Origin of the sequence: Streptomyces sp. BJ20, assembly GCF_022869105.1 — a bacterium.
GTDB lineage: Bacteria > Actinomycetota > Actinomycetes > Streptomycetales > Streptomycetaceae > Streptomyces > Streptomyces griseoincarnatus.
Window position 1 is genome coordinate 2,873,392 of sequence record NZ_CP094918.1, and the last position, 22,699, is coordinate 2,896,090.

Annotated in this window: 20 protein-coding genes; 9 read left to right on the forward strand and 11 right to left on the reverse strand. The window is 72.4% G+C overall.

What is annotated here, in order from left to right:
- Positions 1–360: 360 nt before the first annotated feature.
- From MTR79_RS13065 to MTR79_RS13085, 5 genes are all read right to left on the reverse strand, one after another.
- A complete protein-coding gene (locus MTR79_RS13065) occupies positions 361–1,152 on the reverse strand; it encodes an N-formylglutamate amidohydrolase (RefSeq protein ID WP_244790278.1) in 792 nt (263 codons plus the stop codon).
- 174 nt (positions 1,153–1,326) lie between these two features.
- Positions 1,327–3,546 (reverse strand): NADP-dependent isocitrate dehydrogenase, encoded by a 2,220-nt coding sequence (locus MTR79_RS13070; protein ID WP_086705235.1) that lies wholly within the window; start codon positions 3,544–3,546, stop codon positions 1,327–1,329.
- 217 nt (positions 3,547–3,763) lie between these two features.
- Positions 3,764–4,861 carry a mechanosensitive ion channel family protein gene (locus MTR79_RS13075; protein WP_048455124.1) on the reverse strand — a complete coding sequence of 366 codons (1,098 nt, stop codon included), beginning with the start codon at positions 4,859–4,861 and terminating at the stop codon, positions 3,764–3,766.
- A gap of 248 nt (positions 4,862–5,109) precedes the next feature.
- Positions 5,110–5,874 carry a crotonase/enoyl-CoA hydratase family protein gene (locus MTR79_RS13080; protein WP_244790280.1) on the reverse strand — a complete coding sequence of 255 codons (765 nt, stop codon included), beginning with the start codon at positions 5,872–5,874 and terminating at the stop codon, positions 5,110–5,112.
- 70 nt (positions 5,875–5,944) lie between these two features.
- Positions 5,945–6,874, reverse strand: a complete 930-nt coding sequence (locus tag MTR79_RS13085; RefSeq protein ID WP_244790282.1) for a lysylphosphatidylglycerol synthase domain-containing protein — start codon at positions 6,872–6,874, stop codon at positions 5,945–5,947.
- A gap of 141 nt (positions 6,875–7,015) precedes the next feature.
- On the opposite strand from MTR79_RS13085, the gene MTR79_RS13090 reads away from it, so the two are divergent.
- On the forward strand, positions 7,016–8,902 hold the full coding sequence (locus MTR79_RS13090) for an ABC transporter ATP-binding protein (protein WP_122216185.1): 1,887 nt from the start codon (positions 7,016–7,018) through the stop codon (positions 8,900–8,902).
- An 83-nt stretch (positions 8,903–8,985) separates the two neighbouring features.
- Here MTR79_RS13090 and secD read toward each other — a convergent pair whose 3' ends face one another.
- The 4 genes from secD to MTR79_RS13110 form a co-directional block, all read right to left on the reverse strand.
- Entirely contained in the window at positions 8,986–11,268 is a 2,283-nt protein-coding gene (gene secD, locus MTR79_RS13095; protein WP_244790284.1) for a protein translocase subunit SecD, read from the reverse strand.
- Between the two features lie 68 nt (positions 11,269–11,336).
- Positions 11,337–11,768, reverse strand: a complete 432-nt coding sequence (locus MTR79_RS13100) for a hypothetical protein (RefSeq protein WP_244790286.1) — start codon at positions 11,766–11,768, stop codon at positions 11,337–11,339.
- Complete coding sequence (locus MTR79_RS13105) at positions 11,765–12,448, reverse strand: response regulator transcription factor (RefSeq protein ID WP_048455119.1); 684 nt, start codon at positions 12,446–12,448, stop codon at positions 11,765–11,767. The genes MTR79_RS13100 and MTR79_RS13105 overlap by 4 nt, the downstream gene beginning before the upstream one ends.
- Positions 12,445–13,422 carry a sensor histidine kinase gene (locus MTR79_RS13110; RefSeq protein WP_189366715.1) on the reverse strand — a complete coding sequence of 326 codons (978 nt, stop codon included), beginning with the start codon at positions 13,420–13,422 and terminating at the stop codon, positions 12,445–12,447. Before MTR79_RS13110 ends, MTR79_RS13105 begins: the two co-directional genes overlap by 4 nt.
- 289 nt (positions 13,423–13,711) lie before the next feature.
- Between MTR79_RS13110 and MTR79_RS13115 the strand changes: the two genes are divergently transcribed.
- From MTR79_RS13115 to MTR79_RS13140, 6 genes are all read left to right on the forward strand, one after another.
- A complete protein-coding gene (locus tag MTR79_RS13115; RefSeq protein ID WP_086705483.1) occupies positions 13,712–14,035 on the forward strand; it encodes a TraR/DksA C4-type zinc finger protein in 324 nt (107 codons plus the stop codon).
- A gap of 44 nt (positions 14,036–14,079) precedes the next feature.
- Complete coding sequence (locus MTR79_RS13120; protein WP_189366716.1) at positions 14,080–14,448, forward strand: TraR/DksA C4-type zinc finger protein; 369 nt, start codon at positions 14,080–14,082, stop codon at positions 14,446–14,448.
- Positions 14,445–15,248 (forward strand): rod shape-determining protein, encoded by an 804-nt coding sequence (locus MTR79_RS13125; protein ID WP_086705481.1) that lies wholly within the window; start codon positions 14,445–14,447, stop codon positions 15,246–15,248. Before MTR79_RS13120 ends, MTR79_RS13125 begins: the two co-directional genes overlap by 4 nt.
- Before the next feature lie 598 nt (positions 15,249–15,846).
- Positions 15,847–16,470, forward strand: coding sequence for a hypothetical protein (locus MTR79_RS13130; protein ID WP_086704983.1), 624 nt, complete (start codon positions 15,847–15,849; stop codon positions 16,468–16,470).
- Between the two features lie 237 nt (positions 16,471–16,707).
- Positions 16,708–17,736, forward strand: coding sequence for a glycoside hydrolase family 11 protein (locus tag MTR79_RS13135; protein WP_244790288.1), 1,029 nt, complete (start codon positions 16,708–16,710; stop codon positions 17,734–17,736).
- A 26-nt stretch (positions 17,737–17,762) separates the two neighbouring features.
- Positions 17,763–18,770, forward strand: coding sequence for a polysaccharide deacetylase family protein (locus MTR79_RS13140; protein WP_244790291.1), 1,008 nt, complete (start codon positions 17,763–17,765; stop codon positions 18,768–18,770).
- A gap of 47 nt (positions 18,771–18,817) precedes the next feature.
- Here MTR79_RS13140 and MTR79_RS13145 read toward each other — a convergent pair whose 3' ends face one another.
- Positions 18,818–19,462 carry a dienelactone hydrolase family protein gene (locus MTR79_RS13145; RefSeq protein WP_086704587.1) on the reverse strand — a complete coding sequence of 215 codons (645 nt, stop codon included), beginning with the start codon at positions 19,460–19,462 and terminating at the stop codon, positions 18,818–18,820.
- Positions 19,463–19,597: 135 nt separating this feature from the next.
- On the opposite strand from MTR79_RS13145, the gene MTR79_RS13150 reads away from it, so the two are divergent.
- Positions 19,598–19,933, forward strand: a complete 336-nt coding sequence (locus MTR79_RS13150) for a DUF6343 family protein (RefSeq protein ID WP_086704586.1) — start codon at positions 19,598–19,600, stop codon at positions 19,931–19,933.
- 297 nt (positions 19,934–20,230) lie between these two features.
- Here MTR79_RS13150 and MTR79_RS13155 read toward each other — a convergent pair whose 3' ends face one another.
- Entirely contained in the window at positions 20,231–21,250 is a 1,020-nt protein-coding gene (locus tag MTR79_RS13155) for a LacI family DNA-binding transcriptional regulator (protein WP_086704584.1), read from the reverse strand.
- 138 nt (positions 21,251–21,388) lie between these two features.
- Between MTR79_RS13155 and MTR79_RS13160 the strand changes: the two genes are divergently transcribed.
- Positions 21,389–22,693, forward strand: coding sequence for an extracellular solute-binding protein (locus tag MTR79_RS13160; RefSeq protein ID WP_244790293.1), 1,305 nt, complete (start codon positions 21,389–21,391; stop codon positions 22,691–22,693).
- Positions 22,694–22,699 lie beyond the last annotated feature (6 nt).

The following is a 22,699-nucleotide window of genomic DNA, read 5'->3' on the forward strand; positions in this document are numbered from 1 at the left end:
TCCGCAGGCAGTGCCCTTCGGGGCGAGCTGCGGTCCCGGCCGTGTGGGCTGTACAGGCGAGCCTCTGGCCCTCCGGCGCGTGTCGCGCCCTGGCCGGAGGCGACGTGTGGCGCGCCGTGGCGTGGGGTCCGGTGGGTCTGTGCGGGTTGCCGGCCACCGCCCGCGGTTTCCGGGAGGCACACCGTCCGGCCTCGGCCGCGAGGGCAGCGCAGGCCAGTGCCCGGCGGGCCCCGGCCCTGTGCCGCCGGGCACGTCCCTCGCGGGCGGCGGAGGCGCGTCGTCTCCCGGCCGGGGCGGCCGACCACGCCGCCCGAGCCGGGAGCCGGGCGCCGCCTCACACGGAAGCGGCCCGCGGTCGCCTCACACCCCGTCGACCAGCGAGGCCAGCGCCGACGCCAAACGCGCAACTCCCTCGTGCGCCGGACCGCCAGGCTCGGTCATGTACGTGTCGCGGCGGATCTCCACCATCAGGGCCGTCACCTCGGCCCGCCTGCCGTAGTACCTCAGCGGGACGTACGTGCCCGCGAAAGGGCTGTCCAGGCCCGTCTCGCCGCACCGGGCGAACGCCTCGCGCGCCGCGTCGAGGAGGGCGGGCGGGGTGTGGAAGGGGTCGGTGCCGAGGCACACCGGGGGGCGGGGGCCGTCGGCGTGGAGTTCGTAGGGGAGCGGGGTCGTCGGGTACGAATGCACGTCGACGATCACGCAGCGTCCCGTCGCCGCGAGCCGGTCCGACACCGCCTCCGTCATCGCCGACGCGTACGGGTGGAAGTACCGCTCGATCAGCGGGCCCGCGTCGAAGCCGTCGGGGCGGAGCACGTCCTTGTGCGTGGTCCGCGTGTACACCGCGCCCATGCCGACGGCGAGCATCTCCTCCCGCTCGTCCGGGAACCGCTCCGGGTCCACGACCAGCCGCGACAGCCGGTTCACGAACCGCCACGGCGTGACCTCGGCCACCCGGGCCGCCTCCTCGGCGACCGTCGCGGTGTGCGCGTCGGTGATGTGGTCCAGCTCGCGTTCCAGTGCGGCGTCGTCCAGGACGATCCCGGACCGTACGTCGTCCGGGATCTCCCGGGCCGAATGCGGCACATGCAGGATCACGGGGGAGGCGGGGTCGCCGGGGAGGAGGTCGAACGAGGGCGGCACGACGGTCATGCGCTGCTCCAAAGGTGCTGTCGGTGAAGTACGACGATCAAGGTGCCACACGCCACTGACAACGCCCCCGGACACCCCCCATCAGCTCGTGGACGGGACCTGCCCGGCCCCCGGACACGGCTCCGCCCCGGCCGGGCAGGTCGCCGGCCGGGGCGGAGCTCAGGGTCGTCCGGTTCAGCTCAGGGACGCCAGCGCCTCGTTCCACGTGGTGGACGGGCGCATGACCGCGGAGGCCTTCGCCGGGTCGGGCTGGTAGTAGCCGCCGATGTCGGCCGGCTTGCCCTGGACGGCGGCCAGCTCCTCGACGATCTTCGCCTCGTTGGCCGCGAGGGTCTCGGCGAGCGGCGCGAACGCCTTCGCCAGGTCCGCGTCCTCGGTCTGCGCGGCCAGTTCCTGCGCCCAGTACAGGGACAGGTAGAAGTGGCTGCCGCGGTTGTCGATGCCGCCGACGCGACGGGTCGGGGACTTGTCCTCGTTGAGGAAGGTCGCCGTGGCGCGGTCGAGGGTGTCGGCGAGCACCTTGGCGTGCGCGTTGCCGGTGGTGGCGGCGTACTGCTCGAACGACGGCACCAGCGCGAAGAACTCACCGAGGGAGTCCCAGCGCAGGTAGTCCTCCTTGACCAGCTGCTGGACGTGCTTCGGCGCCGAGCCGCCCGCACCGGTCTCGAAGAGACCGCCGCCCGCCATCAGCGGGACGACCGACAGCATCTTGGCGCTGGTGCCCAGCTCCAGGATCGGGAACAGGTCGGTGAGGTAGTCGCGCAGCACGTTGCCGGTGACCGAGATGGTGTTCTCGCCGCGGCGGATGCGCTCCACGGACAGCTTGGTCGCCTCGACCGGGTTGAGGATCCGGATGTCCAGGCCCTCGGTGTCGTGCTCCGGCAGGTACTGCTCGACCTTGGCGATCAGGTTGGCGTCGTGCGCGCGGGTCGCGTCCAGCCAGAAGACGGCCGGGTCGCCGGTGGCGCGGGCGCGGGTGACGGCCAGCTTCACCCAGTCGCGGATCGGCGCGTCCTTGGTCTGGCAGGCGCGGAAGATGTCACCGGCGGACACGGCCTGCTCGATGACGGCGTCGCCGTTCCGGTCGACCAGGCGGACGGTGCCGGTGACCGGGATCTCGAAGGTCTTGTCGTGGCTGCCGTACTCCTCGGCCTTCTGCGCCATCAGACCGACGTTCGGGACCGAACCCATGGTGGACGGGTCGTAGGCGCCGTTGGCGCGGCAGTCCTCGATCACGGCCTGGTAGACGCCCGCGTAGGAGGAGTCCGGGAGCACCGCGAGGGTGTCGGCCTCCTGGCCGTCGGGGCCCCACATGTGGCCGGAGGTGCGGATCATGGCCGGCATGGAGGCGTCCACGATGACGTCCGACGGGACGTGCAGGTTCGTGATGCCCTTGTCGGAGTCGACCATCGCCAGGTCCGGCCCCTCGGCGAGCTCGGCGTCGAAGGACGCCTTGATCTCGGCGCCCTCGGGCAGGCTCTCCAGGCCCTTGTAGATGCCGCCCAGACCGTCGTTCGGGGTCAGACCCGCGGCGGCGAGCTTGTCGCCGTACCGCGCGAACGTCTTCGGGAAGAAGGCGCGCACCACGTGGCCGAAGATGATCGGGTCGGAGACCTTCATCATCGTGGCCTTGAGGTGCACGGAGAACAGCACGCCCTCCTGCTTGGCGCGGGCGACCTGCGCGGCGAGGAATTCACGCAGCGCGGCGACGCGCATCACGGAGGCGTCGACGACCTCGCCCTTGAGCACCGGTACCGACTCGCGCAGCACGGTCGTGGAGCCGTCGTCGCCCTTGAGCTCGATGCGCAGCGCGCCGTCCTCGGCGATCACGACGGACTTCTCGGTGGAGCGGAAGTCGTCCTGGCCCATGGTGGCGACGTTCGTCCTGGACTCGGGGGTCCAGGCGCCCATGCGGTGCGGGTGGGCCTTGGCGTAGTTCTTCACCGAGGCGGGGGCGCGGCGGTCGGAGTTGCCCTCACGCAGGACCGGGTTCACGGCCGAGCCCTTGACCTTGTCGTAGCGGGCCTGGATCTCCCGCTCCTCGTCGGTCTTCGGGTCGTCCGGGTAGTCCGGCAGCGCGTAGCCCTTGCCCTGCAGCTCGGCGATCGCGGCCTTGAGCTGCGGGATCGACGCCGAGATGTTCGGCAGCTTGACGATGTTGGCCGCGGGCGTCTTCGCCAGTTCACCGAGCTCGGCGAGGGCGTCCGGGATGCGCTGGTCCTCGGTGAGGTACTCCGGGAACACGGCGACGATGCGCCCGGCGAGCGAGATGTCCCGCGTCTCCACGGCGACACCCGCCTGCGAGGCGTAGGCCTGGACCACCGGCAGGAAGGAATACGTCGCCAGGGCCGGGGCCTCGTCAGTGTGCGTATAGATGATGGTCGAGTCAGTCACCGGGTGCTCCGCTCCACGTCTGCAACATTGCTCGACATCAAGATATCTTGTGACGGCTCCCGGCTCGACAGGGGTCCACGCCCGAGTCCGGCGGGAGCGCCCCGCAGGGGCGAGGGGAACTGCGCGAACGGGGTCCTGGGCGGAGCTCCGAAAACCCGCCCACGACGGGTGCGCCGGGCCGCGGCGCCGGACGGCTGCCACGTCCCGGCGCGGGCCGTCAGACCGGCCGCCCGGTGATCATGTCGTCCACCGCCGCCGACCCGTCCCGCTGGGACGGAATCAGCACCGTCCCCTGCTGCAGGGCGACCGTCCGCGCGGGCGACGGGATCCGGATGCCCTCCTCGCGGTAGCGCCGGTGCAGCCGCTTGATGAACTCGTGCTTGATCCGGTACTGGTCGCTGAACTCCGCCACGCCCAGGATCACGGTGAACCCGATGCGCGAGTCGCCGAAGGTGTGGAACCGCACCGCCGGCTCGTGCTCCGGCACCGCCCCGGTGATCTCGGTCATCACGTCCGCGACGACCTCCTTCGTCACCCGCTCCACGTGCTCCAGGTCGCTGTCGTACGACACGCCGACCTGGACCAGGATGGTCAGCTGCTGCTGGGGCCGCATGAAGTTGGTCATGTTCGTCTTGGCGAGCTGGCCGTTGGGGATGACCACCAGGTTGTTGGACAGCTCACGGACGGTCGTCTGGCGCCAGTTGATGTCCTCGACGTACCCCTCCTCGCCGCTGCTCAGGCGGATGTAGTCGCCCGGCTGCACGGTCTTGGAGGCGAGGATGTGGATGCCCGCGAAGAGGTTGGCGAGCGTGTCCTGAAGCGCCAGCGCGACCGCCAGACCGCCCACGCCGAGGGCGGTGAGCAGCGGCGCGATGGAGATGCCCAGGGTCTGCAGCCCGATGAGGAAGCCGATCGCGAGGACCAGGATCCGGGTGATGTTCACGAAGATCGTCGCCGAGCCGGCCACGCCGGACCGCGACTGGGTGACCGAGCGCACCAGGTCCGCCACCACCCGGGCGGTCGCCACGGTCGCGACGAGGATCACCGTCAGGGTCAGCACCTGGTTGGTCGTGTGCTGCACGGCCCGGGTCAGCGGCAGCGCCGCCGCCGCGGAGGCCGTCCCGCCCGCCATGGCCGCCCACGGGGCGACCGTGCGCAGCGCCTCCACCAGGATGTCGTCGCCGCGCCAGGCGGTGCGCTCGGCGTGCCGCGCCAGCCAGCGCAGCAGGACGCGGAGCAGGAACGCCGCCAGCAGGCCGGCGGCGAGGGCGATTCCGGCGTGCACCAGATCGTCCACGGTGAGGGAGCGGGTCACCGCCCACCCCCCGCGCGCTCCTGGGCCGACGGCCGTCTCTCCTGGGCCGAGAGCCGTATGTGAAGTCGTGTCACGTGAAGTCACCTGCTCGAGGTATACGGGATCCGCCGGTGCCGCACCCGCGTTGACCTGCGGGGGCACCGTCGCTCATCCTGCCGTATCCCGCAGGGCGGTTCGTACCACGCGAGCCACGACGGGCGGTGACGTGCGCCATGCCGTACGCCGACTCCCGGGCCGACGCGGGGATTTCACGATCCGTCGAACACGCCGTGCCGCCCCGCCCCGGACGCAAACCGGGCCGCACCCTCCAGGCTCTCCGCCAACATGGCTGATCCGTCCCGGAGTTCGGCCGAAAGTGCCTCCTCCTCGCCCAGCCCCTCCTGCTCCAGCACCGACGCGCGGTCCGAGCGCAGGCACGCCTGCGGGAACCGGGCCAGCGACGCCGCCAGTTCCTCAGCCTCCGCGCGCGCCCGCCCCACCGGCACCACCCGGTTGGCCAGGCCCATCGCGTACGCCTCGGGGGCCGGCACCGGACGCCCGGTGAGGATCATGTCCATCGCCCTGCTCGTACCGATCAGCCGGGGCAGCCGTCCCGTGCCGCCGTCGATCAGCGGCACGCCCCAGCGGCGGCAGAACACGCCGAACACGGCGTCCTCCTCGGCCACCCGCAGGTCGCACCAGAGCGCCAGCTCCAGACCGCCCGCCACCGCGTGCCCGGACACCGCCGCGATCACCGGCTTGGACAGCCGCAGCCGGGTCGGGCCCATCGGCCCGTCGCCGTCCTCGGTCACCCGGTTGGCGCGTTCCGTGCCCAGCGCCTTCAGGTCGGCGCCCGCGCAGAACGTGCCGCCCTCGCCCCACAGCACCGCCACCCGCGCCTCGTCGTCCGCCTCGAACGCGCGGAACACGTCCGTGAGTTCGGCGGCCGTCGGCCCGTCCACCGCGTTGCGCGCCTCGGGGCGGGAGAGCACCACCGTGGTGACGGCTCCCCGGCGTTCGGTCCGTACCGGCATGACAAGGCCCCTTCCGTGCGTGGGACCGGGACCCTACCCGTCCCACGCACCACCTCACCCGTCCCGCACGTCAGATCACCTTCAGCCGCACCAACGCCGCCAGAGTCAGCGCGCCCGGCAGCAGCGGCAGCCACACCGTGAGCAGCCGGAACACCACCACGACCGCCGTGGCCACCGCCGCCGCGCCGCCGACCGCCACCAGCGCCACGACCAGCGCCGCCTCCACCGAGCCGATCCCGCCCGGCGTGGGCACCAGCGCCACCGCCACCGTCGCCGCCAGGTACGCCACCGCCAGGTGCGCGGACGGGACCGCGAGACCGAACGCCCGTGCCACCAGTACCAGTACGCCCGTCTGGAGCGCCGGGAAGGCCAATGCCCCGCCCCACAGCGCCACCGCCCGTGCGGGCCTGGCGTGCACGGAACGCGCCTCGCCCAGCGCCGTCCGCAGGAACCCGGCCACCACCGTCCGCACCCGCCGTACGGCGGCGAGCCCGCCCACCACCAGCGCCAGCACCGCGCCCGCCACGAGCAACGGCCCGGCCGGCGCCTCGTCCGGCAGCAGCGACCCGAAGGGCAGCGCGTCGGGGAACGCCACCAGCAGCGCGGCCAGCAGCCCCACCCGCCCGACGCTCTCCGCCAGCAGATACAGGGCCAGCGCGGCCGAGGACCGGGCCGTGCTCAGCCCGCACACCGTCATGAACCGCAGGTTGACCGCGCTCGCCCCCAGCCCGGTGGGCAGCAGGTGGTTCGCCGCGCCCGCCGCGAACTGCGTGGCCACCAGCCGCCGTCCGGGGAGCCGTTCGAGCACGGCGCCCTGTCGGGTGCACGCGGCGGCCGGCCAGGTCAGGCACGTCAGGCCGGCCGCGGCCAGCAGCCACGGCCACCGGGCGGTCGTCACCAGCCCCAGCCCCTCGGCCAGCACCTCCCGCTGCCGTACGGCGACCACGGCCACGAGCAGCAGCGGCAGCACGCACAGCACCCGGCGGATCGTCACCGTCATGTCCACGGAGGATGAACGACGCGCGCGAACGGAGAGTTGCGACAACCCGGACGCGGGGCGACGGCCGTCGCCCACGGGTCGGGGCGGCGGAACGGGAGCGTCCTTGACCTCAATCATGGTTGAGGTCCTAGCGTCTCCGTCATGAGCATGGAGACCACCGCGTGGGCGCAACTGCGCAGCGTCATCACCGCCGAGGACGAGCGCCGGCCCGTCACCCGGGACACCCTGCGCCGCATCGGCGCCTTCGCCCGCCCGCACCGCCGCAAGCTGATCCTGTTCCTGCTGCTCGGCACGGCCACCGCGGCGCTCGCCGTGGCCACCCCCGTGCTCGCCGGGCGGGTGGTGAACACCATCGTGTCCGGCGGCGACCCGGACACGGTGGTGCGTCTGGCGCTGCTCATCGCGCTGATCGCGGTGGTGGAGGCGGCCCTCGGCGTGCTGGGCCGCCGGCTGTCGGCGGCACTCGGCGAGGATCTCATCCTGGGGCTGCGGACGGCGGTCTTCGACCACGTGCAGCGAATGCCGGTCGCGTTCTTCACACGCACCCGTACGGGAGCGCTCGTCTCCCGTCTCAACAACGACGTCATCGGAGCCCAGCGGGCGTTCAGCTCCACCCTGTCCACCGTGGTCGCCAACGTCGTCACCCTGATCCTGACCCTCGGTGTGATGCTCACCCTGTCCTGGCAGATCACCCTTCTGGCGCTGGTCCTGCTGCCCGTGTTCGTGATCCCCGCGCGGCGGATGGGCCGCCGGATGGCCGGCCTCCAGCGTGAGGCCGCCACCCTCGACGCGGCCATGGGCACGCGGATGACGGAGCGGTTCTCGGCGCCCGGAGCCACCCTGGTGAAGCTGTTCGGGCGGCCCGAGGAGGAGTCCGAGGAGTTCGCGGTACGCGCACGGCGGGTCCGCGACATCGGCGTGCGGACGGCCACCGCCCAGACCGTGTTCATCACCGCCCTCACCCTGGTCTCCGCCCTCGCCCTCGCGCTGGTCTACGGCCTCGGCGGCAGGCTCGCCCTCTCCGGCGCCCTCGACGCCGGCGCGGTCGTCGCCCTCGCCCTCCTGCTCACCCGCCTCTACGCGCCGCTCACCTCGCTGGCCGGGGCGCGGGTGGAGGTCATGAGCGCGCTGGTGAGCTTCGAGCGGGTCTTCGAGGTGCTGGACCTCGACCCGCTGATCCAGGAGAGGCCCGACGCCCGCGAGGTGCCCGAGGGGCCGGTCTCCGTGGAGTTCGACGACGTCCGCTTCGGCTATCCGTCCGCCGACAAGGTCTCCCTCGCCTCCCTGGAGGAGGTCGCCGCCCTCGACACGCGCGGCGGCGAGGAGGTGCTGCACGGCGTCTCCTTCCGCGCCGGACCCGGGCAGACCGTCGCCCTCGTCGGCTCCTCCGGCGCCGGCAAGTCGACCGTCGCCGCGCTGCTGCCACGGCTCTACGACGTCGACGCCGGGGCGGTCCGCGTGGGCGGGGTCGACGTACGGGACCTGAGCGCGGCGTCACTGCGGGCCACGGTCGGGATGGTGACGCAGGACGGTCACCTCTTCCACGACACGGTCCGCGCCAACCTGCTGCTGGCGCGGCCGGACGCGGGGGAGGAGGAACTGTGGGACGCGTTGCGCCGGGCGCGCCTGGACGCGCTGGTGCGGGCGCTGCCCGACGGGCTCGACACGGTGGTGGGGGAGCGGGGGTACCGGCTCTCGGGCGGGGAGCGGCAGCGGATGACGATCGCGCGGCTGCTGCTGGCGCGGCAGCGGGTCGTCGTCCTCGACGAGGCGACGGCCCACCTCGACAACACGTCCGAGGCGGCGGTGCAGGAGGCGCTGGGGGAGGCACTGGAGGGGAGGACCGCGCTGGTGATCGCGCACCGTCTGTCGACCGTGCGGGCCGCCGACCTGATCCTCGTGGTCGAGGGCGGCCGCGTGGTCGAACGCGGGACCCACGACGGACTGCTGGACGCGGACGGGCGGTACGCGGAGCTGTACCGGACGCAGTTCGAGGAGGAGGGGGTGGATGCGGGGGTGAGTGTGTGAGGGGGCGGGAGTGGCGCGTTTGCGCAGTTCCCCGCGCCCCTCAGGGGGTGCAGGCGGGGTCGCCCGCCTGCACCCCCCTCGTGTCATACCTCGGTCGTCGTGCGCTCCGTTCGGGGGGTCGGTTTGCGGGGGGTGGTTCGGCGGGACCGCTTTCCGCCGCCCGTCCTCGCGTCCAGTTCGATCGCGAGGGGAGACGCGGTGAGAACCGAGGAGTACGTGCCGACGACCATCCCGATGAGCAGCGCCAGGGCGAAGTCCGTCAGGGAGTCGCCGCCCAGCAGGGCCAGCGCGGCCAGGATGAAGATCACGCCGATGCCCGTGTTCACCGTCCGCGGCACCGTCTGCAGGATCGCCTGGTTGGTGACCTGCGCCAGCGGCGCCTTCGCGTCCTTGCGCCACAGTTCGCGGATGCGGTCGAAGACCACCACGGAGTCGTTCACCGAGTAGCCGATCACGGTGAGCAGCGCCGCCAGGAACACGCCGTCGATCGGCTTGCCCAGCCAGGCGAAGATGCCGGTGAGGATCACCACGTCGTGCGCCAGCGCGGCCACCGCACCCGTGCCGAACATCCACCGGAACCGCACCGCGAGGTACAGCAGTTGGGCCGTGAGGGCGAGCCCGAGCGCGATGAGCGCGTTGCGCCGCAGCTCGTCGCCGAGGCTCGGCCCGATCAGTTCGTCACGGACCTTCTCCGCGCCGCCGCCGACCTCGGCGACGGTCTCCTCGACCTTCACCGCCTCCTCGTTGGTCAGTTCCTCGGTGCGCACCGTCAGACCGCTGTCCCCGGAGGACTGCACGACCGCCTGCGGGAAACCGGCGTCGGCGAGCGCGGCGCGCGCCCGGTCCGGGTCGACGGTCTGCTCGGTGGAGTACTCGATCAGCCGGCCGCCGGTGAACTCCACGCCGAAGTTCAGCCCGCGCACGAAGATGCCCGCGGCGGCGACGGCCAGGACGACCGCGGACACGGCCAGCCAGCGGCGGGGACGCCGCATCAGCTGCGGGTCGCGGCGGGTGAGGTAGGCGCGGACCCGGCCGACGGAGGCCAGTCCGGTGACCGCGGGCCGCCGGTGCACCCAGCGGCGCGCCACCGCGAACTCGGCGAGCACCCGGGTGATGACCAGGGCACTGATCATGGACGCCAGCACACCGATGCCGAGCGTGACGCCGAAGCCCTTCACCGGCCCGGACGCCAGCACGAACAGCAGCGCCGCCGCGATCAGCGTGGTCACGTTGGAGTCCGCGATCGCGCTGAACGCGCCCTTGAAACCGGCCGTCAGGGCCGAGCGGCCACTGGGCCGGTTGCGCTTGGCGTACTCCTCCCGGGCGCGTTCGAAGACCAGCACGTTCGCGTCCACGGCCATGCCGATGGCCAGCACGAAACCGGCGAGGCCGGGCAGCGTCAGCGTCGCGCCGAGGGCGGCGAGACCGGCGTAGGAGATCAGGCCGTAGCAGAGCAGGGCCACGATCGCGAGAAGGCCCATGAGACGGTAGACGACGAGCACGAACAGCGCCGTGAGGGCGGTGCCGACGACGGCGGCCCAGGCACTTGCGCGGATGGCCTCGGCGCCCAGCGTCGGGCCGACGGTCCGCTGCTCCACCGTCTCCACCGGCACCGGCAGCGCGCCGCCGTGCACCAGCAGCGCGAGCTCCTTCGCCTCGTCGCTGGTGAACGAGCCGGTGATCTGCGTGGACCCGCCGGTGATGCCCGCACCGCACGCCACGGACGGGTCGACCTGGGGCGAGGAGATGATCTTGTCGTCGAGGACGATGGCCACCCGGCGCTGCGGGTCGCCCGCCGGGTGGCAGGCGGCCTCACCGGTCAGCCGGGCCCAGCCCTTGCCGTCCTCGAAGTCGACGGTGACGTGCCAGCCGGCCCCGCTCTGCGGGTCGAAGCGGGACTCGGCGCTCTTGACGTCCTGGCCGCTGAGCGCGGCCTTGCCGAGGTGCAGCCGCTCGCCGGACTCGTCGGGCAGCACCCGTTCGCCCTGCGGCAGCTTCGTCGCGTCCCCCGTGCCCGGCCCCTTCACCGGGTGCACGGAGAGCTGCGCGGTGCGGCCCAGCACGTCGGCCGCCTTCCGCGGGTCCTGCACGCCCGGCAGCTCGACGATGATCCGCCGGTCGCCGGAGCGGACGATGGTGGGCTCGGCGACGCCGAGGGCGTCGACCCGGCCGCGCAGCACCTCCAGGGTGCGGTCGGTGGCCTCGGCGTCGGCCTCCAGGGTCTCGGTGGAACGGGTCTCCAGCACGATCTGGGTGCCGCCCCGCAGGTCCAGCCCGAGACGGACGGGGACGGTGACGGCGACGAACACGGACACGGCGATCACGGCGAGCGCGAACAACGCCCTGACGCGGGCGGGACGTTTCACAGATGCCTCCAGCAAGGCACACGTGCCCGTCGGCGGGCACGCGGAAAGCGGAATAAAAGGGGGACGGCTCAGGTGCTGGAGGCGGCGGGCGGCGCCCTCCCCAGGTCCGCCGGGACGTGCGCGGCGGCGGGCGGCGCGTGCCCGGCCGCGGGAGCGGGGCGCGCGGGCCGGGGCGGGACGCGCGGGGTGTACGGGGGCGTGAACAGGAGGGGACCGGCGGCCGTGTCCTGCCTCCCGGTGTCCCGCTCCGGCCGGGCGAGCACCGTACGGGCGGCGACGTACGCCTCGTCGCTGTGCGGCTGAGTCCCGGAGGAGTACGTCGGCGTGCCGGGGGACGCCGGGAAGTAGGCGGGGGACGCCGGGCCCGCGGTGACGGCCGACGCGGGCGCCGCGCCGGAGGTGAAACCGAGGGTCAGCAGGACGGCCGCGAACGCGGCCAGGACGGCCGCGGCGGCTCTCAGCGGAAGTCGGGCGGCACGGCCCGGGGCGCGGGAGGTCAAGGTTCCACGAGCCCCGCGCGGATCGCGTAACGCGTCAGCTCGAGGCGGTCCCGCAGCCCCAGCTTGTGCAGCAGGTTCTCCCGGTGCCGCTGCACCGTCTTGACGCTGATGAACAGCAGCTCCGCGATCTCCTTCGACGAATGGCCCTCGGCGACCAGCTTCAGCACCTCCTCCTCGCGCGGCGTGAGCAGCTGCTCGGGCGCCTCCTCGCCGTGCCGTACCCGGTCAAGGTAGTTGCGGATCAGGGCGGTCACCGCCCCCGGGTACAGGAACGGCTCGTCCCGCATCGCCGCCCGGCAGGCGGCGACCAGGTCCCGGTCGGCGACGGATTTCAGGACGTAGCCGCCCGCCCCGGCCTTCAGCGCCTGGAACAGGTACTGCTCGTTGTCGTGCATCGTCAGCATCAGGATGCGCAGCCCCGGCCGCTGCGCGGTCAGCTCCCGCGCCGCCTGGAGACCGGTCAGCCGCGGCATGGCGATGTCCAGCACCGCGAGGTCCACGTCATGGGTCCGGGCCATGGCGATCGCCTCGGCCCCGTCGCCCGCCTCGGCGACCACCTCCAGATCCGGCTCCCGGTCGAGGATGAGCCGGACCCCGCGCCGCACCAGCGCGTGGTCGTCGGCGAGGAGGATGCGGATCCTCTCCGCGGGGCGGTCCGCGTGGATGTCCTGGTCGTTCATGACTGCTTCCTGACGGCCGGCACGGTCAGCCGGATTCGGGTACCGGTTCCTGCGGCGGAGACCTCGTCCGGACTCCGGACGTCCAGCGTGGCCCCGATCAGCAGCGCGCGTTCACGCATTCCGCGAAGTCCCGCGCCCTCCCGGGCGGCGCCGATGCCCCGCCCGTCGTCGGCCACCTCCAGCACGACGGCGTCCCCGGCGGCGCGCAGGGCCACCTCCACCCGGCGGGCCTCGGCGTGCCGGGCCGCGTTGGTGAGGCCCTCCTGCGCCACCCGGTAGATCACCAGCTCCGTCTCCTGGTCCAGGGCGGGAAGGTCCGGGTCGAAGCGGCGCGCCACAAGCAGCCCGGTGTGCGTGGAGAACTCCGTCGTCAGCGATGTCACCGCGCTCACCAGACCGAGGTCGTCCAGCACCCCGGGGCGCAGCCGGCGCACCAGCCGCCGCACCTCGTCCAGACTGCCCCGGGTGATCTCCTGCGCCTGCAGCAGCTCCTCGCGCAGCGGCTCGGACGCCTCGTCGGACGCCCGCTTCAGGGCCAGCAGCACGGCCGTCATGCTCTGCCCCACCTCGTCGTGCAGCTCCTGGGCGATACGGCGCCGCTCACCCTCCTGGGCGAGGATCGCGCGGGCGCTGCTCGAGGCGCGTTCCCCCTCGAGGCGCTCCAGCATCGCGTTGAAGGTACTCACCAGCTCGGCCACCTCGCCGCCGCCCCGCACGGGCAGCCGCTGGCCGGGGCGCAGCAGGTCGACAGTGGTCATCAGCCGGGTCACGCGGTCCAGCGGGGCGAGCCCGATACGCAGCAGCGCCGCGTTGGCGACGAGCATCACGACGAGACCGCCGACGAGGATCACCGCCTCCGTCAGCAGCACCGGCACGGACACGGTCACCGGAGCCCACAGCAGCAGCGCCGTGGCGCTGCCGAGCACCACGGCGTTCAGACCGAAGATCCGCCAGTACAGGGACACGGAGGTCACGCCTTCCTCTTCCTCGTCTGCCTCTACTGTCGGTCACCGCGGCCCCTCACGCGGCAGCGACCCCCTGTCCCGGGCGGACACCGGCCAGCCTGCCCCGCCCGCCCCGGCCCGGTCGATGGGCCCCGCACCCCATTTCCCGTCGGCCGGCGGACCCATGCCGCACGGGGTGGGTCCTCGGCCCCCGCGGAGATGGGTCCCGCGCCCGATGGGAAGACGGGCGGGCCCGGGCCATGGTGGAAGCGTCAGCCCGTACATCTCCCACGTCACCCATGCCTTCCAGGAGGACCACGTGTCGCTCGACCTGCCCCGCACCGACCCCCGTGCCGCGAACCTCGCCGCGGACGAGGTCCGCCGGCGTCTGGAGCACGCCCGAACGACCAGGCTCGCGCAGCTCAAGGCGCTGGACGAAACCGGGGCCGCCCCGGGCGACCACCTGATGTCGAACCAGAAGGACGCCATCAAGCGGGTCCTGCAGGAGATCGACGAGGCCTTCGCGCGCGTGGCGGACGGCAGCTACGGCACCTGCCTGGGCTGCTCGAAGCCGGTACCGCCGGAGCGGCTGGAGATCCTGCCGCACACCCGGTACTGCGTCGGCTGCCAGCGCACGGCCTGACTCCCACCTGACGTCCGTCCGCCCCGCTCTGCCCGAGAGGTGCAGTGGTGACCCATCAGACCATCGGCGAGCGCGACGAGATCCTCAGCGCCGAGGACCTCGCCACGCTCCGAGAGAACCTGCACGAACAGCTGCTGTTCCGCCGCGAACAGCTGCGGCAGTTCGCCACGGCGAGCCGCGCCGACGACCGCCGCGTCCGCGAGGACGCCGCGCAGGTCGAGGTCGGCGTCAAGCTCGCCGCGTCGGCCCGCATGGTGCTCGCCGACGTCGAGGAGGCGCTGTCCCGGATGGACTCCGGGACGTACGGCGTCTGTCACCTCTGCCGCCGCCCGGTGGAGCGTCACCGCCTGCTGATCGTCCCCCAGGCCCGCTACTGCGGGCGCTGCCAGCAGGTGCGCGAGGCCGGCCGGTGACCGTGATCCGGCGCCCCCGGCCGGCTCCCGTACGGCACCGGCACCGGCCGTTGTGCGGGCGCTGCCCAGGTCTCGCTCTCGACCTGGGCAGCGCCCGCACCCGCGCGTTCGTCGCCGGACGGGGCATGGTCCTGGACGTGCCCACGGTCACGTTCCCCGGCTCGGGGGCCGTCCATCCCGTGCAGCGGGGCACCATCGTCGACACACCCGGCACCGCCCGCATGCTGGAGCGGCTGCTCGGCCACCGCCTGCCGCGCATCGGCCGCCCCCTGGTCGTCGTCACCTCCCCGGTGCTCGGCGGTCCCGCGTACCGTGCCGCGGCCCGTACGGCCGTCGGGGTACTCCGTCCGCGTGCCGTCCTGACGGTCCCCGGCGCGCGGGCGGTCGCGCTCGCCGCCGGCGCCGACCACGTCCGGCCGCTGCTGGTGGTCGACATCGGCGCGCACCTCACCGAGGTGGTGCTGCTCGCCGACGGCGCGGTCACCGACGCCCGGCACACCGCCCTGGGCACCGCCGACCTGTCCGACGGCACACCGGGGGAGCTGATCACCGAGGCGGTGATCGGCATGGTGACGGAGATGCTGCGTCAGGACCGCACCTCCCTCACCCGCACCGCGCTGCGCCGCGGCGTGCTGCTGGCCGGCGGGGGAGCGCTGCGTCCCGACATCACCGGCGGACTGCCGGGCGGTCTCCACTGTGCGGTGCAGCCCGTGCCGTCCCCGCACACCGCCGCCGTCCGCGGCGCCGCGGGACTGCTGACCGCCGCGCACCGGCACCCGCCGGCCGACGGGGTCCTCTGACCGGCCTGTACCCGTCCGGCCGGACGGCACCGGGCCGGCTCGCCCGTCCGGACCGCACTGGGCCGACTCGCCCGTCCGGACCGCGCCGGACCGACCTCCCCTCGCCCGACCTGCCTGTGTCCGACCGACCTACGCCCGCCCTGCCTGTGTTCGACCGACCTACGCCCGCCCGGCCTGTGTTCGACCGACCTACGCCCGCCCGACCGACCTACGCCCGCCCGGCCTGTGTTCGACCGACCTACGCCCGCCCGGCCTTTGTTCGACCGACCTACGCAACCCGACTCGCCTGTGACCGACCGACTTGCACCCGCCTGGCCGGCCTGTGTGCGACGGACCTCCCGTCCGGACTATGCGGGACCGACCTTCGCCCAGCTCGACCGCCTGTGTCCGACCGACCTCGCCCGGCCGGCCTGTGACCGACCGACCCACGCCCGCCCGACCCGCCTGTGACCGACCGACCTTCACCCGCCCGACCGGCCCGTGACCGACCGACCTCTTCCGCGCCGACCCGATCTGTCCCCCGACCGACCCGTCGCCGGCCGGCCAGCCCTCGGCCGGCCCACCCTCACCTGTGACCGCTACCGGAAGGAGACGTGACGTGGCGGGTACCGTACCCGCGCCGCAGCCGCCCCCCGGACCGCCGCCGCGCCCCCTGTTCTGGCCCTGGCGTCCCAACCCGCTGCGCCGCCGCACCGACACCGCGCGGGCCTGGCTGGGGCTCGGCGTGCTGCTGGCCGTCCTGGCCGTGGCGCCCTTGGCCGGCGCCCTGGTGGGCGACGCCGCACACCGCCACTACCAGGACGTCGCACGTCATCAGCAGCAGACACGCCACCTCGCCGACGCGACCCTCCTGCACGACGCGCCCCGGCACCCGGAACCGGGCTCGGACGAGGAGAAGAAGACGCGCTACCCGGTCGAGGTCCGGGTCGTCACCCGGGAGGGACGGACCCGCACCACCCGCGCGGAGGTCGCACCCGGACTGACCGCCGACAGCATCGTCAGCATCTGGATCGACTCCGACGGCGAGGCGACCGACGCGCCCCTGACCGGCGAGGAGGTCCGCAGCCGCGCCGCGGGCTGGGCGCTGCTCACGGCGATCGGCGTCGCCCTCGCGGGCGCCGCCGTGCACGCCGTCACCGGCTTCGTGCTGCACCGCCGCAACCTCGCCCGCTGGGCCGCCGCCTGGGCGGAGACGGCCCCGCGCTGGACGACCCCGACGTGATGCGAAAGTTTCGTAAGCGCTTGATCGATCTTCGATGAGAAGCCGAGCAGCCTGCCACTGCTTTACGACTCAAGTACTCATTCAGGCCGGATGAACTGGAATAACAGCGAAGCGTCACGATCTTCGGTCGCGCGAACTTTTCGAAACTCTCACCGAAACTGTTGACGGTCGACGCGCTCAGGCCAACACTGTCACGGCATCGACCTCCCCATCGAGCCGTAACAGGAGGCGTCACCCATGCATGTGTCCGTTCCCCCCGGCGGCCGCAGACGCGGCCGACTGATCATGAGCGTGAAGAGCGTCTGGACGATAGCTCTCGCCGCGCTCACGGCACTGCTCCTCACCACCGGCACCGCGACCGCCGCCCCCGTCATCTCCACCAACCAGACCGGCACCAACAACGGCTGGTGGTACTCCTTCTGGACCGACGCCCAGGGCACGGTCTCCATGGACCTGGGCTCCGGCGGCAACTACAGCACCCAGTGGCGGAACACCGGCAACTTCGTGGCCGGCAAGGGCTGGAGCACCGGCGGCCGCAAGACCGTCAACTACTCCGGCAGCTTCAACCCCTCCGGCAACGCGTACCTGACGCTGTACGGCTGGACCACCGGCCCGCTGATCGAGTACTACATCGTCGACAACTGGGGCACCTACCGGCCCACGGGTGAGTACAAGGGCACCGTCACCACCGACGGCGGCACCTACGACATCTACAAGACCACCCGGTACAACGCCCCCTCCATCGAAGGCACCCGCACCTTCGACCAGTACTGGAGCGTCCGGCAGCAGAAGCGCACCGGCGGCACCATCACCAGCGGCAACCACTTCGACGCCTGGGCGAGCAAGGGCATGAACCTGGGCAACCACAACTACATGATCATGGCGACCGAGGGCTACCAGAGCTCCGGCAGCTCCAACATCACCGTGAGCGAGGGCTCCGGCGGCGGTGGTGGCGGTGGCGGCGGTGGTGGCGGCGGTGGCGGTGGCGGTGGCGGCAACGGCGGCTGCACCGCGACCCTGTCGGCCGGCCAGCAGTGGGGCGACCGCTACAACCTCAACGTCTCGGTGAGCGGTTCCAGCAACTGGACCGTGACCATGCGGGTCCCGTCCCCCGCCAAGGTCGCCGCCACCTGGAACGTGACCGCTTCCTACCCCGACAGCCAGACCCTCGTCGCCAGGCCCAACGGCAACGGCAACAACTGGGGCGCGACGATCCAGACCAACGGCAACTGGAACTGGCCGTCGGTGTCCTGCAGCGCAAGCTGATTCCCGCACGAGGAGGACCCCCACACATGAGCACCGGAAAGCGCCGGCCCGTCACCCGGTACCTGGTCCCGGGAGTGGCCGCCGCCGCACTGACCGTGGCCGCCACCGTGACCACGGGCGTCGGCGCCGCCCCCGCCGAGGCGGCCGCCTGCAACGGGTACGTCGCCCTCACCTTCGACGACGGCCCGGCGACCGGCAGCACCATGAACCTGCTCAACGCGCTGAAGCAGAACGGCCTGCGGGCCACCATGTTCAACACGGGCCAGAACGCCGCCGCCAACCCCTCGCTGGTCAAGGCCCAGGTGGACGCGGGGATGTGGGTCGCCAACCACAGCTACACCCACCCGCACATGACCCAGCTGAGCCAGGCCCAGATGGAGTCGGAGATCTCCCGCACCCAGCAGGCGATCGCGAGCGCCGGGGGCGGTACACCCAAGCTGTTCCGCCCGCCCTACGGCGAGACCAACTCCACCCTGCGCTCGGTGGAGGCCAAGTACGGTCTGACCGAGGTCATCTGGGACGTCGACTCGCAGGACTGGAACAACGCGAGCACCGACGCCATCGTGCAGGCGGCCTCCCGCCTGAACAACGGGCAGGTCATGCTCATGCACGACTGGCCGGCGAACACCATCGCCGCCATCCCGCGGATCGCGCAGAACCTCGCCTCCCGCGGGCTGTGCGCCGGCATGATCTCCCCGCAGACCGGCCGCGCGGTCGCCCCCGACGGCTCCGGCGGCGGGGGAGGGGGCGGCGGAGGCGGCGGCAACGGCTCCTGCGCCGCCACCCTGTCCGCGGGCAGCGTCTGGGGCGACCGGTACAACCTCAACGTCGCGGTGAACGGCTCGGACAACTGGACCGTGACGATGAACGTACCGTCCCCGGCGAGGGTGCTGAGCACCTGGAACGTCACCACCTCCTACCCCAGCAGCCAGACGCTCGTCGCCCGGCCGAACGGGAGCGGGAACAACTGGGGGGTGACGATCCAGACCAACGGCAACTGGAACTGGCCCACGGTCTCCTGCAGCACCAGCTGAGCACGACGGGCGAGCCGCGCCGGTCTCCCCGGCGCGGCTCGCCCCTCTCACCCCAGGTGTTCGGTGAACCATCCGGCGGCCAGCTCCGCGACCCGCTCCAGCGCGCCCGGCTCGCCGAACAGATGCGTGGCGCCGGGCACCACGTCCAGCCGGTACGGCGCGGACAGCCGCCGCGCGGCCTCACGGTTGAGGTCCAGCACCTGCGTGTCCGCACCGCCCACCACCAGCAGCACCGGGCACGCCACCAACGGCAGCGCGTCGCCCGCCAGGTCGGGGCGTCCGCCCCGCGAGACGACCGCCGACACCCGCCGCGGCCGCTCCGTCGCCGCGACGAGCGCCGCCGCCGCTCCCGTACTGGCCCCGAACAGCCCCACCGGCAGGTCCACCGCGTCCGTCCGGTCCTCCAGCCAGTCCACGGCGTGCGCCAGGCGCCCCGCCAGCAGACCGATGTCGAAACGGTGCCGGCCCGTCGCCGCGTCCTCGTCCTCCTCCGCCGCGGTCAGCAGGTCCAGCAGCAGCGTGCCGAACCCCGCCCTGCGCAGCATTCCGGCGACGGCCCGGTTGCGCGGGCTGAGCCGCGAACTGCCGCTGCCGTGCGCGAACAGCACCACACCGCTCGCCCCCACGGGGATCTCCAGATCACCGCGCAGCGCCACCGCACCCGACGGAACCGTCACCGACGCGCTCACCATGCCCGGCCACCTCCTCCGGCCACTCCGGTCCGGTGCACCGGGTACCCGTGCGGGGCGGGTCGAGACGGGGTCCGGTTTGCCGCCCACGACCGGGGCTACCCGGCCCGGGGGACGAGGCGAAGGAGGTGGGCCGACGTGCGAGACAGCCGTAACGGATCCGGCCGTGAGCCGGTCCCCCGTGCCCGCTCGGGGATGGTCGGCCGCAGGTACCCGCGGACCGGCACCGAGCCGGTCACCGCGCGCAGCCCGCTGAGGCTGCGGCTGCTGCTGGCGTCCGTCTTCGTGCCGCTCTTCGTCGCGGGAGCCGTGCTGTTCGCGGTGTGGGCGGCGGGGGCGGACGCGGGCGACAGCCCCGGCAGTGGCCCGCTGACGTTCCTCGCCGTGGTCTGCGGCGTCCTCGCCCTGACGGCCGCGCTGGATCTCCGCGTCCTACTGCGCCGCCTGCGGCGGGAGCGGGATTCCACGGACTGACCCCCGCCGTGGTCCGGCGAGCGGTGCGCTGTCGGTCGCGGCGCGGTCCCACGCCTGGGCCGGCTGAGCAGGGGCCTGCCGCGACTGCGCGGCGACCTGCCGTGCCGACCGGGCTCACCTGGAGCGTTGCCCCGTGGCCGGCCCCAGGGGGCGTGCGCAGTGCTGCGCGGTCCTGCGCAGTGTCGGCCGGACAGTCCCCGTGACCTGCGCGGCGACCTCCCGTGACGGCCGCGCTCGGCGACGGCCCTACGGTGTGACGCCTGCACGGAGAGCGGGCGGTCCGCTGTGGTCGCCGGGTCAGTCCTCCAGCACCGCCGTGCTCTGCCGCACCACCAGATGCGTGGCCAACTCGATCCGCTGGGCCGACGCGCCCGGGTCGTCCGGGCGGAGCAGCATGCGGGAGGCCTCCTCGGCCATGTGCCGCAGCGGCTGGTGGACCGTGGTGAGGGGCGGGCTGGACCACTGGGCGAGCGGTACGTCGTCGTAGCCGACCACCGACAGATCCTCGGGCACCCGCAGCCCCTTCACGCGGGCCGCCTCCAGCACGCCCAGCGCCTGGAGGTCGCTGCCCGCGAAGATCGCGGTGGGCCGGTCGGGTCCCTCCAGCAGCTTCATGGCCTGCTCGAAACCGCCCTGCACGTGGAAGTCGCCGAAGCAGGTCAGCCGTGGGTCCACCTCCAGGCCCGCCATCGCCATGGCCGAGCGGTAGCCGTCGAGGCGCGCGAGGGAGCACAGCATGTCGCCTGGGCCGGTGATGATGGCGATGCGCCGGTGGCCGCGCTCGGTGAGGTGGCGGGTGGCGGCGAGGCCGCCGGCCCAGTTGGCCGAGCCGACCGACGGCACGTCCGGGTCGGGGTCGCCCGCCGGGTCGATGACGACGAACGGGATGGCGGCCGCCCGCAGTTGGCGCTTGATGTCCTCGGGCAGGCTGGAGAAGACCAGCACCACGCCGAGCGGCCGGCGCTGCAACACACCCGGCAGCCAGTCCGGGTCGGGGGTGTGCCGGGTGCCGCTCTCGGTGAGCACGACCGTCGCGCGATTCTCCTTTGCGACGTTCTCCACGCCCCGTATCAGCTCCATCGCCCACACGCTCTCCAGCTCGTGGAACACGATTTCGACGAGCGGATAGCGGGCGGCGGGCTGCACGCGCCGCCGATAGCCGTGCAGGTCCAGCAGCTTCTCCACCTTCGCACGCGTCGCGCGTGAGACATCCGAACGGCCGTTGAGCACCTTCGAAACTGTCGGCATCGAAACCCCGGCCTCTTTCGCTACCGCAGCCAGGGTGACACGCCCGCTCGCCTCGTCGTCTTCACGCATACCCGCAGGATAGAGCACCGCGTGTCGATAACGTTTCGGGCGAGTTGCGACCCGACCGTTGACCCCAACTCCCGTCTGACCTACTGTCCCTCGGCATGGACTTTCGGCGATGATGCCGAAACTTTCGAAAGGCGAACGATGAAGACACGTGCGCGCTTGCCCAGACTGATCGCCACTGGTGCGACGCTCGCCCTGGCCCTGAGCCTGTCCGCCTGCGGTGACGGCAACGGCGGGGCGGCGGCGGACGACGGCAAGATTCATATCCTTGTCTACGGGGACGCCACCAACAAGATCGAGAAGCAGATCGTCGACAAGTTCAACGAGACGTCCGACGTCAAGGCGGTCCTCGACACCATCCCCGGTGCCGACTACCAGAAGAAGCTTCAGACGATCATCAGCACCCCGCAGGCCCCGGACGTCTTCTTCAACTGGGGCGGCGGCAGCATCAAGCCCTTCGTCAAGGCCGACCTGCTGCTCCCGCTGAACGGCTTCATCAAGAAGAACCCGGACCTGGAGAGCAAGTTCCTCCCGTCCGTCTTCAACAACGCGGTCGTCGACGGCAAGCCGTACGGCATCCCGATGCGCGGCACGCAGCCGGTCCTGCTGTTCCACAACAAGAACGTCCTCAAGAAGGCGGGCGTCCAGCCGCCGAAGACCTGGGACGACCTGCTCAACGCGGTGGAGAAGCTGAAGGACGAGGGCGTCACCCCGATCGCGCTCGGCGGCGGCGACGTCTGGCCCACCCAGATGTGGTTCCAGTACCTCTTCGACCGCATAGCCGGCCCGGAGCTCTTCCAGAAGGCCATCGACGGCGACAAGAGCGCCTGGGAGGCCCCGGAGGCCAAGAAGGCCCTGAAGATGATCAGGGAGCTCGTCGACGCGGGCGCCTTCGGCAAGAACTACGACTCCGTCAAGTACACCAACGGCGGTTCGGTCGCGCTGGTCGCCCAGGACAAGGCCGGCTTCGAGCTGATGGGCTCCTGGTACTACTCGCAGCAGCTCACCGACCACCCGGACTTCGCGGAGACGGGTCTCGGCTACTCCGCCTTCCCGACCGTCGCGGGCGGCAAGGGCGACCCGAAGAACGTCGCCGGCAACACGAACAACTACTACTCGGTGCTGAAGAAGACCAAGCACCCCGAGGCCGTCGCCAAGTTCCTCGAGCTGATGTACTCCGACGAGTTCGTCAAGGCGCAGCTCGACGTCGGCAACCTCACCACCACGACCAACACCGACGAGTTCATCGAGACGTCCGCGACGCCCGAGTACTCCCGCTTCCAGTACGACCTGGTGGCCGACGCGCCGTCGTTCCAGCTCTCCTGGGACCAGGCGTACCCGCAGTCGGCGGCCTCGGACATGCACAAGGCCATCCAGCAGTTCTTCAACGGACAGCTCGACGCGGACGGCTTCATCAAGGCCATGCAGGCCCTCCCGACCGAGTGACGAACG

Coding starts and splice junctions, on each gene's coding strand:
- MTR79_RS13065 (WP_244790278.1), bottom strand. CDS start 1,152: ATGACCGTCGTGCCGCCCTCGTTCGACCTCCTCCCCGGCGACCCCGCC.
- MTR79_RS13105 (WP_048455119.1), bottom strand. CDS start 12,448: ATGAACGACCAGGACATCCACGCGGACCGCCCCGCGGAGAGGATCCGC.
- MTR79_RS13160 (WP_244790293.1), top strand. CDS start 21,389: ATGAAGACACGTGCGCGCTTGCCCAGACTGATCGCCACTGGTGCGACG.
- MTR79_RS13090 (WP_122216185.1), top strand. CDS start 7,016: ATGAGCATGGAGACCACCGCGTGGGCGCAACTGCGCAGCGTCATCACC.
- MTR79_RS13140 (WP_244790291.1), top strand. CDS start 17,763: ATGAGCACCGGAAAGCGCCGGCCCGTCACCCGGTACCTGGTCCCGGGA.
- MTR79_RS13085 (WP_244790282.1), bottom strand. CDS start 6,874: ATGACGGTGACGATCCGCCGGGTGCTGTGCGTGCTGCCGCTGCTGCTC.
- MTR79_RS13080 (WP_244790280.1), bottom strand. CDS start 5,874: ATGCCGGTACGGACCGAACGCCGGGGAGCCGTCACCACGGTGGTGCTC.
- MTR79_RS13135 (WP_244790288.1), top strand. CDS start 16,708: ATGCATGTGTCCGTTCCCCCCGGCGGCCGCAGACGCGGCCGACTGATC.
- MTR79_RS13145 (WP_086704587.1), bottom strand. CDS start 19,462: ATGGTGAGCGCGTCGGTGACGGTTCCGTCGGGTGCGGTGGCGCTGCGC.
- MTR79_RS13155 (WP_086704584.1), bottom strand. CDS start 21,250: ATGCGTGAAGACGACGAGGCGAGCGGGCGTGTCACCCTGGCTGCGGTA.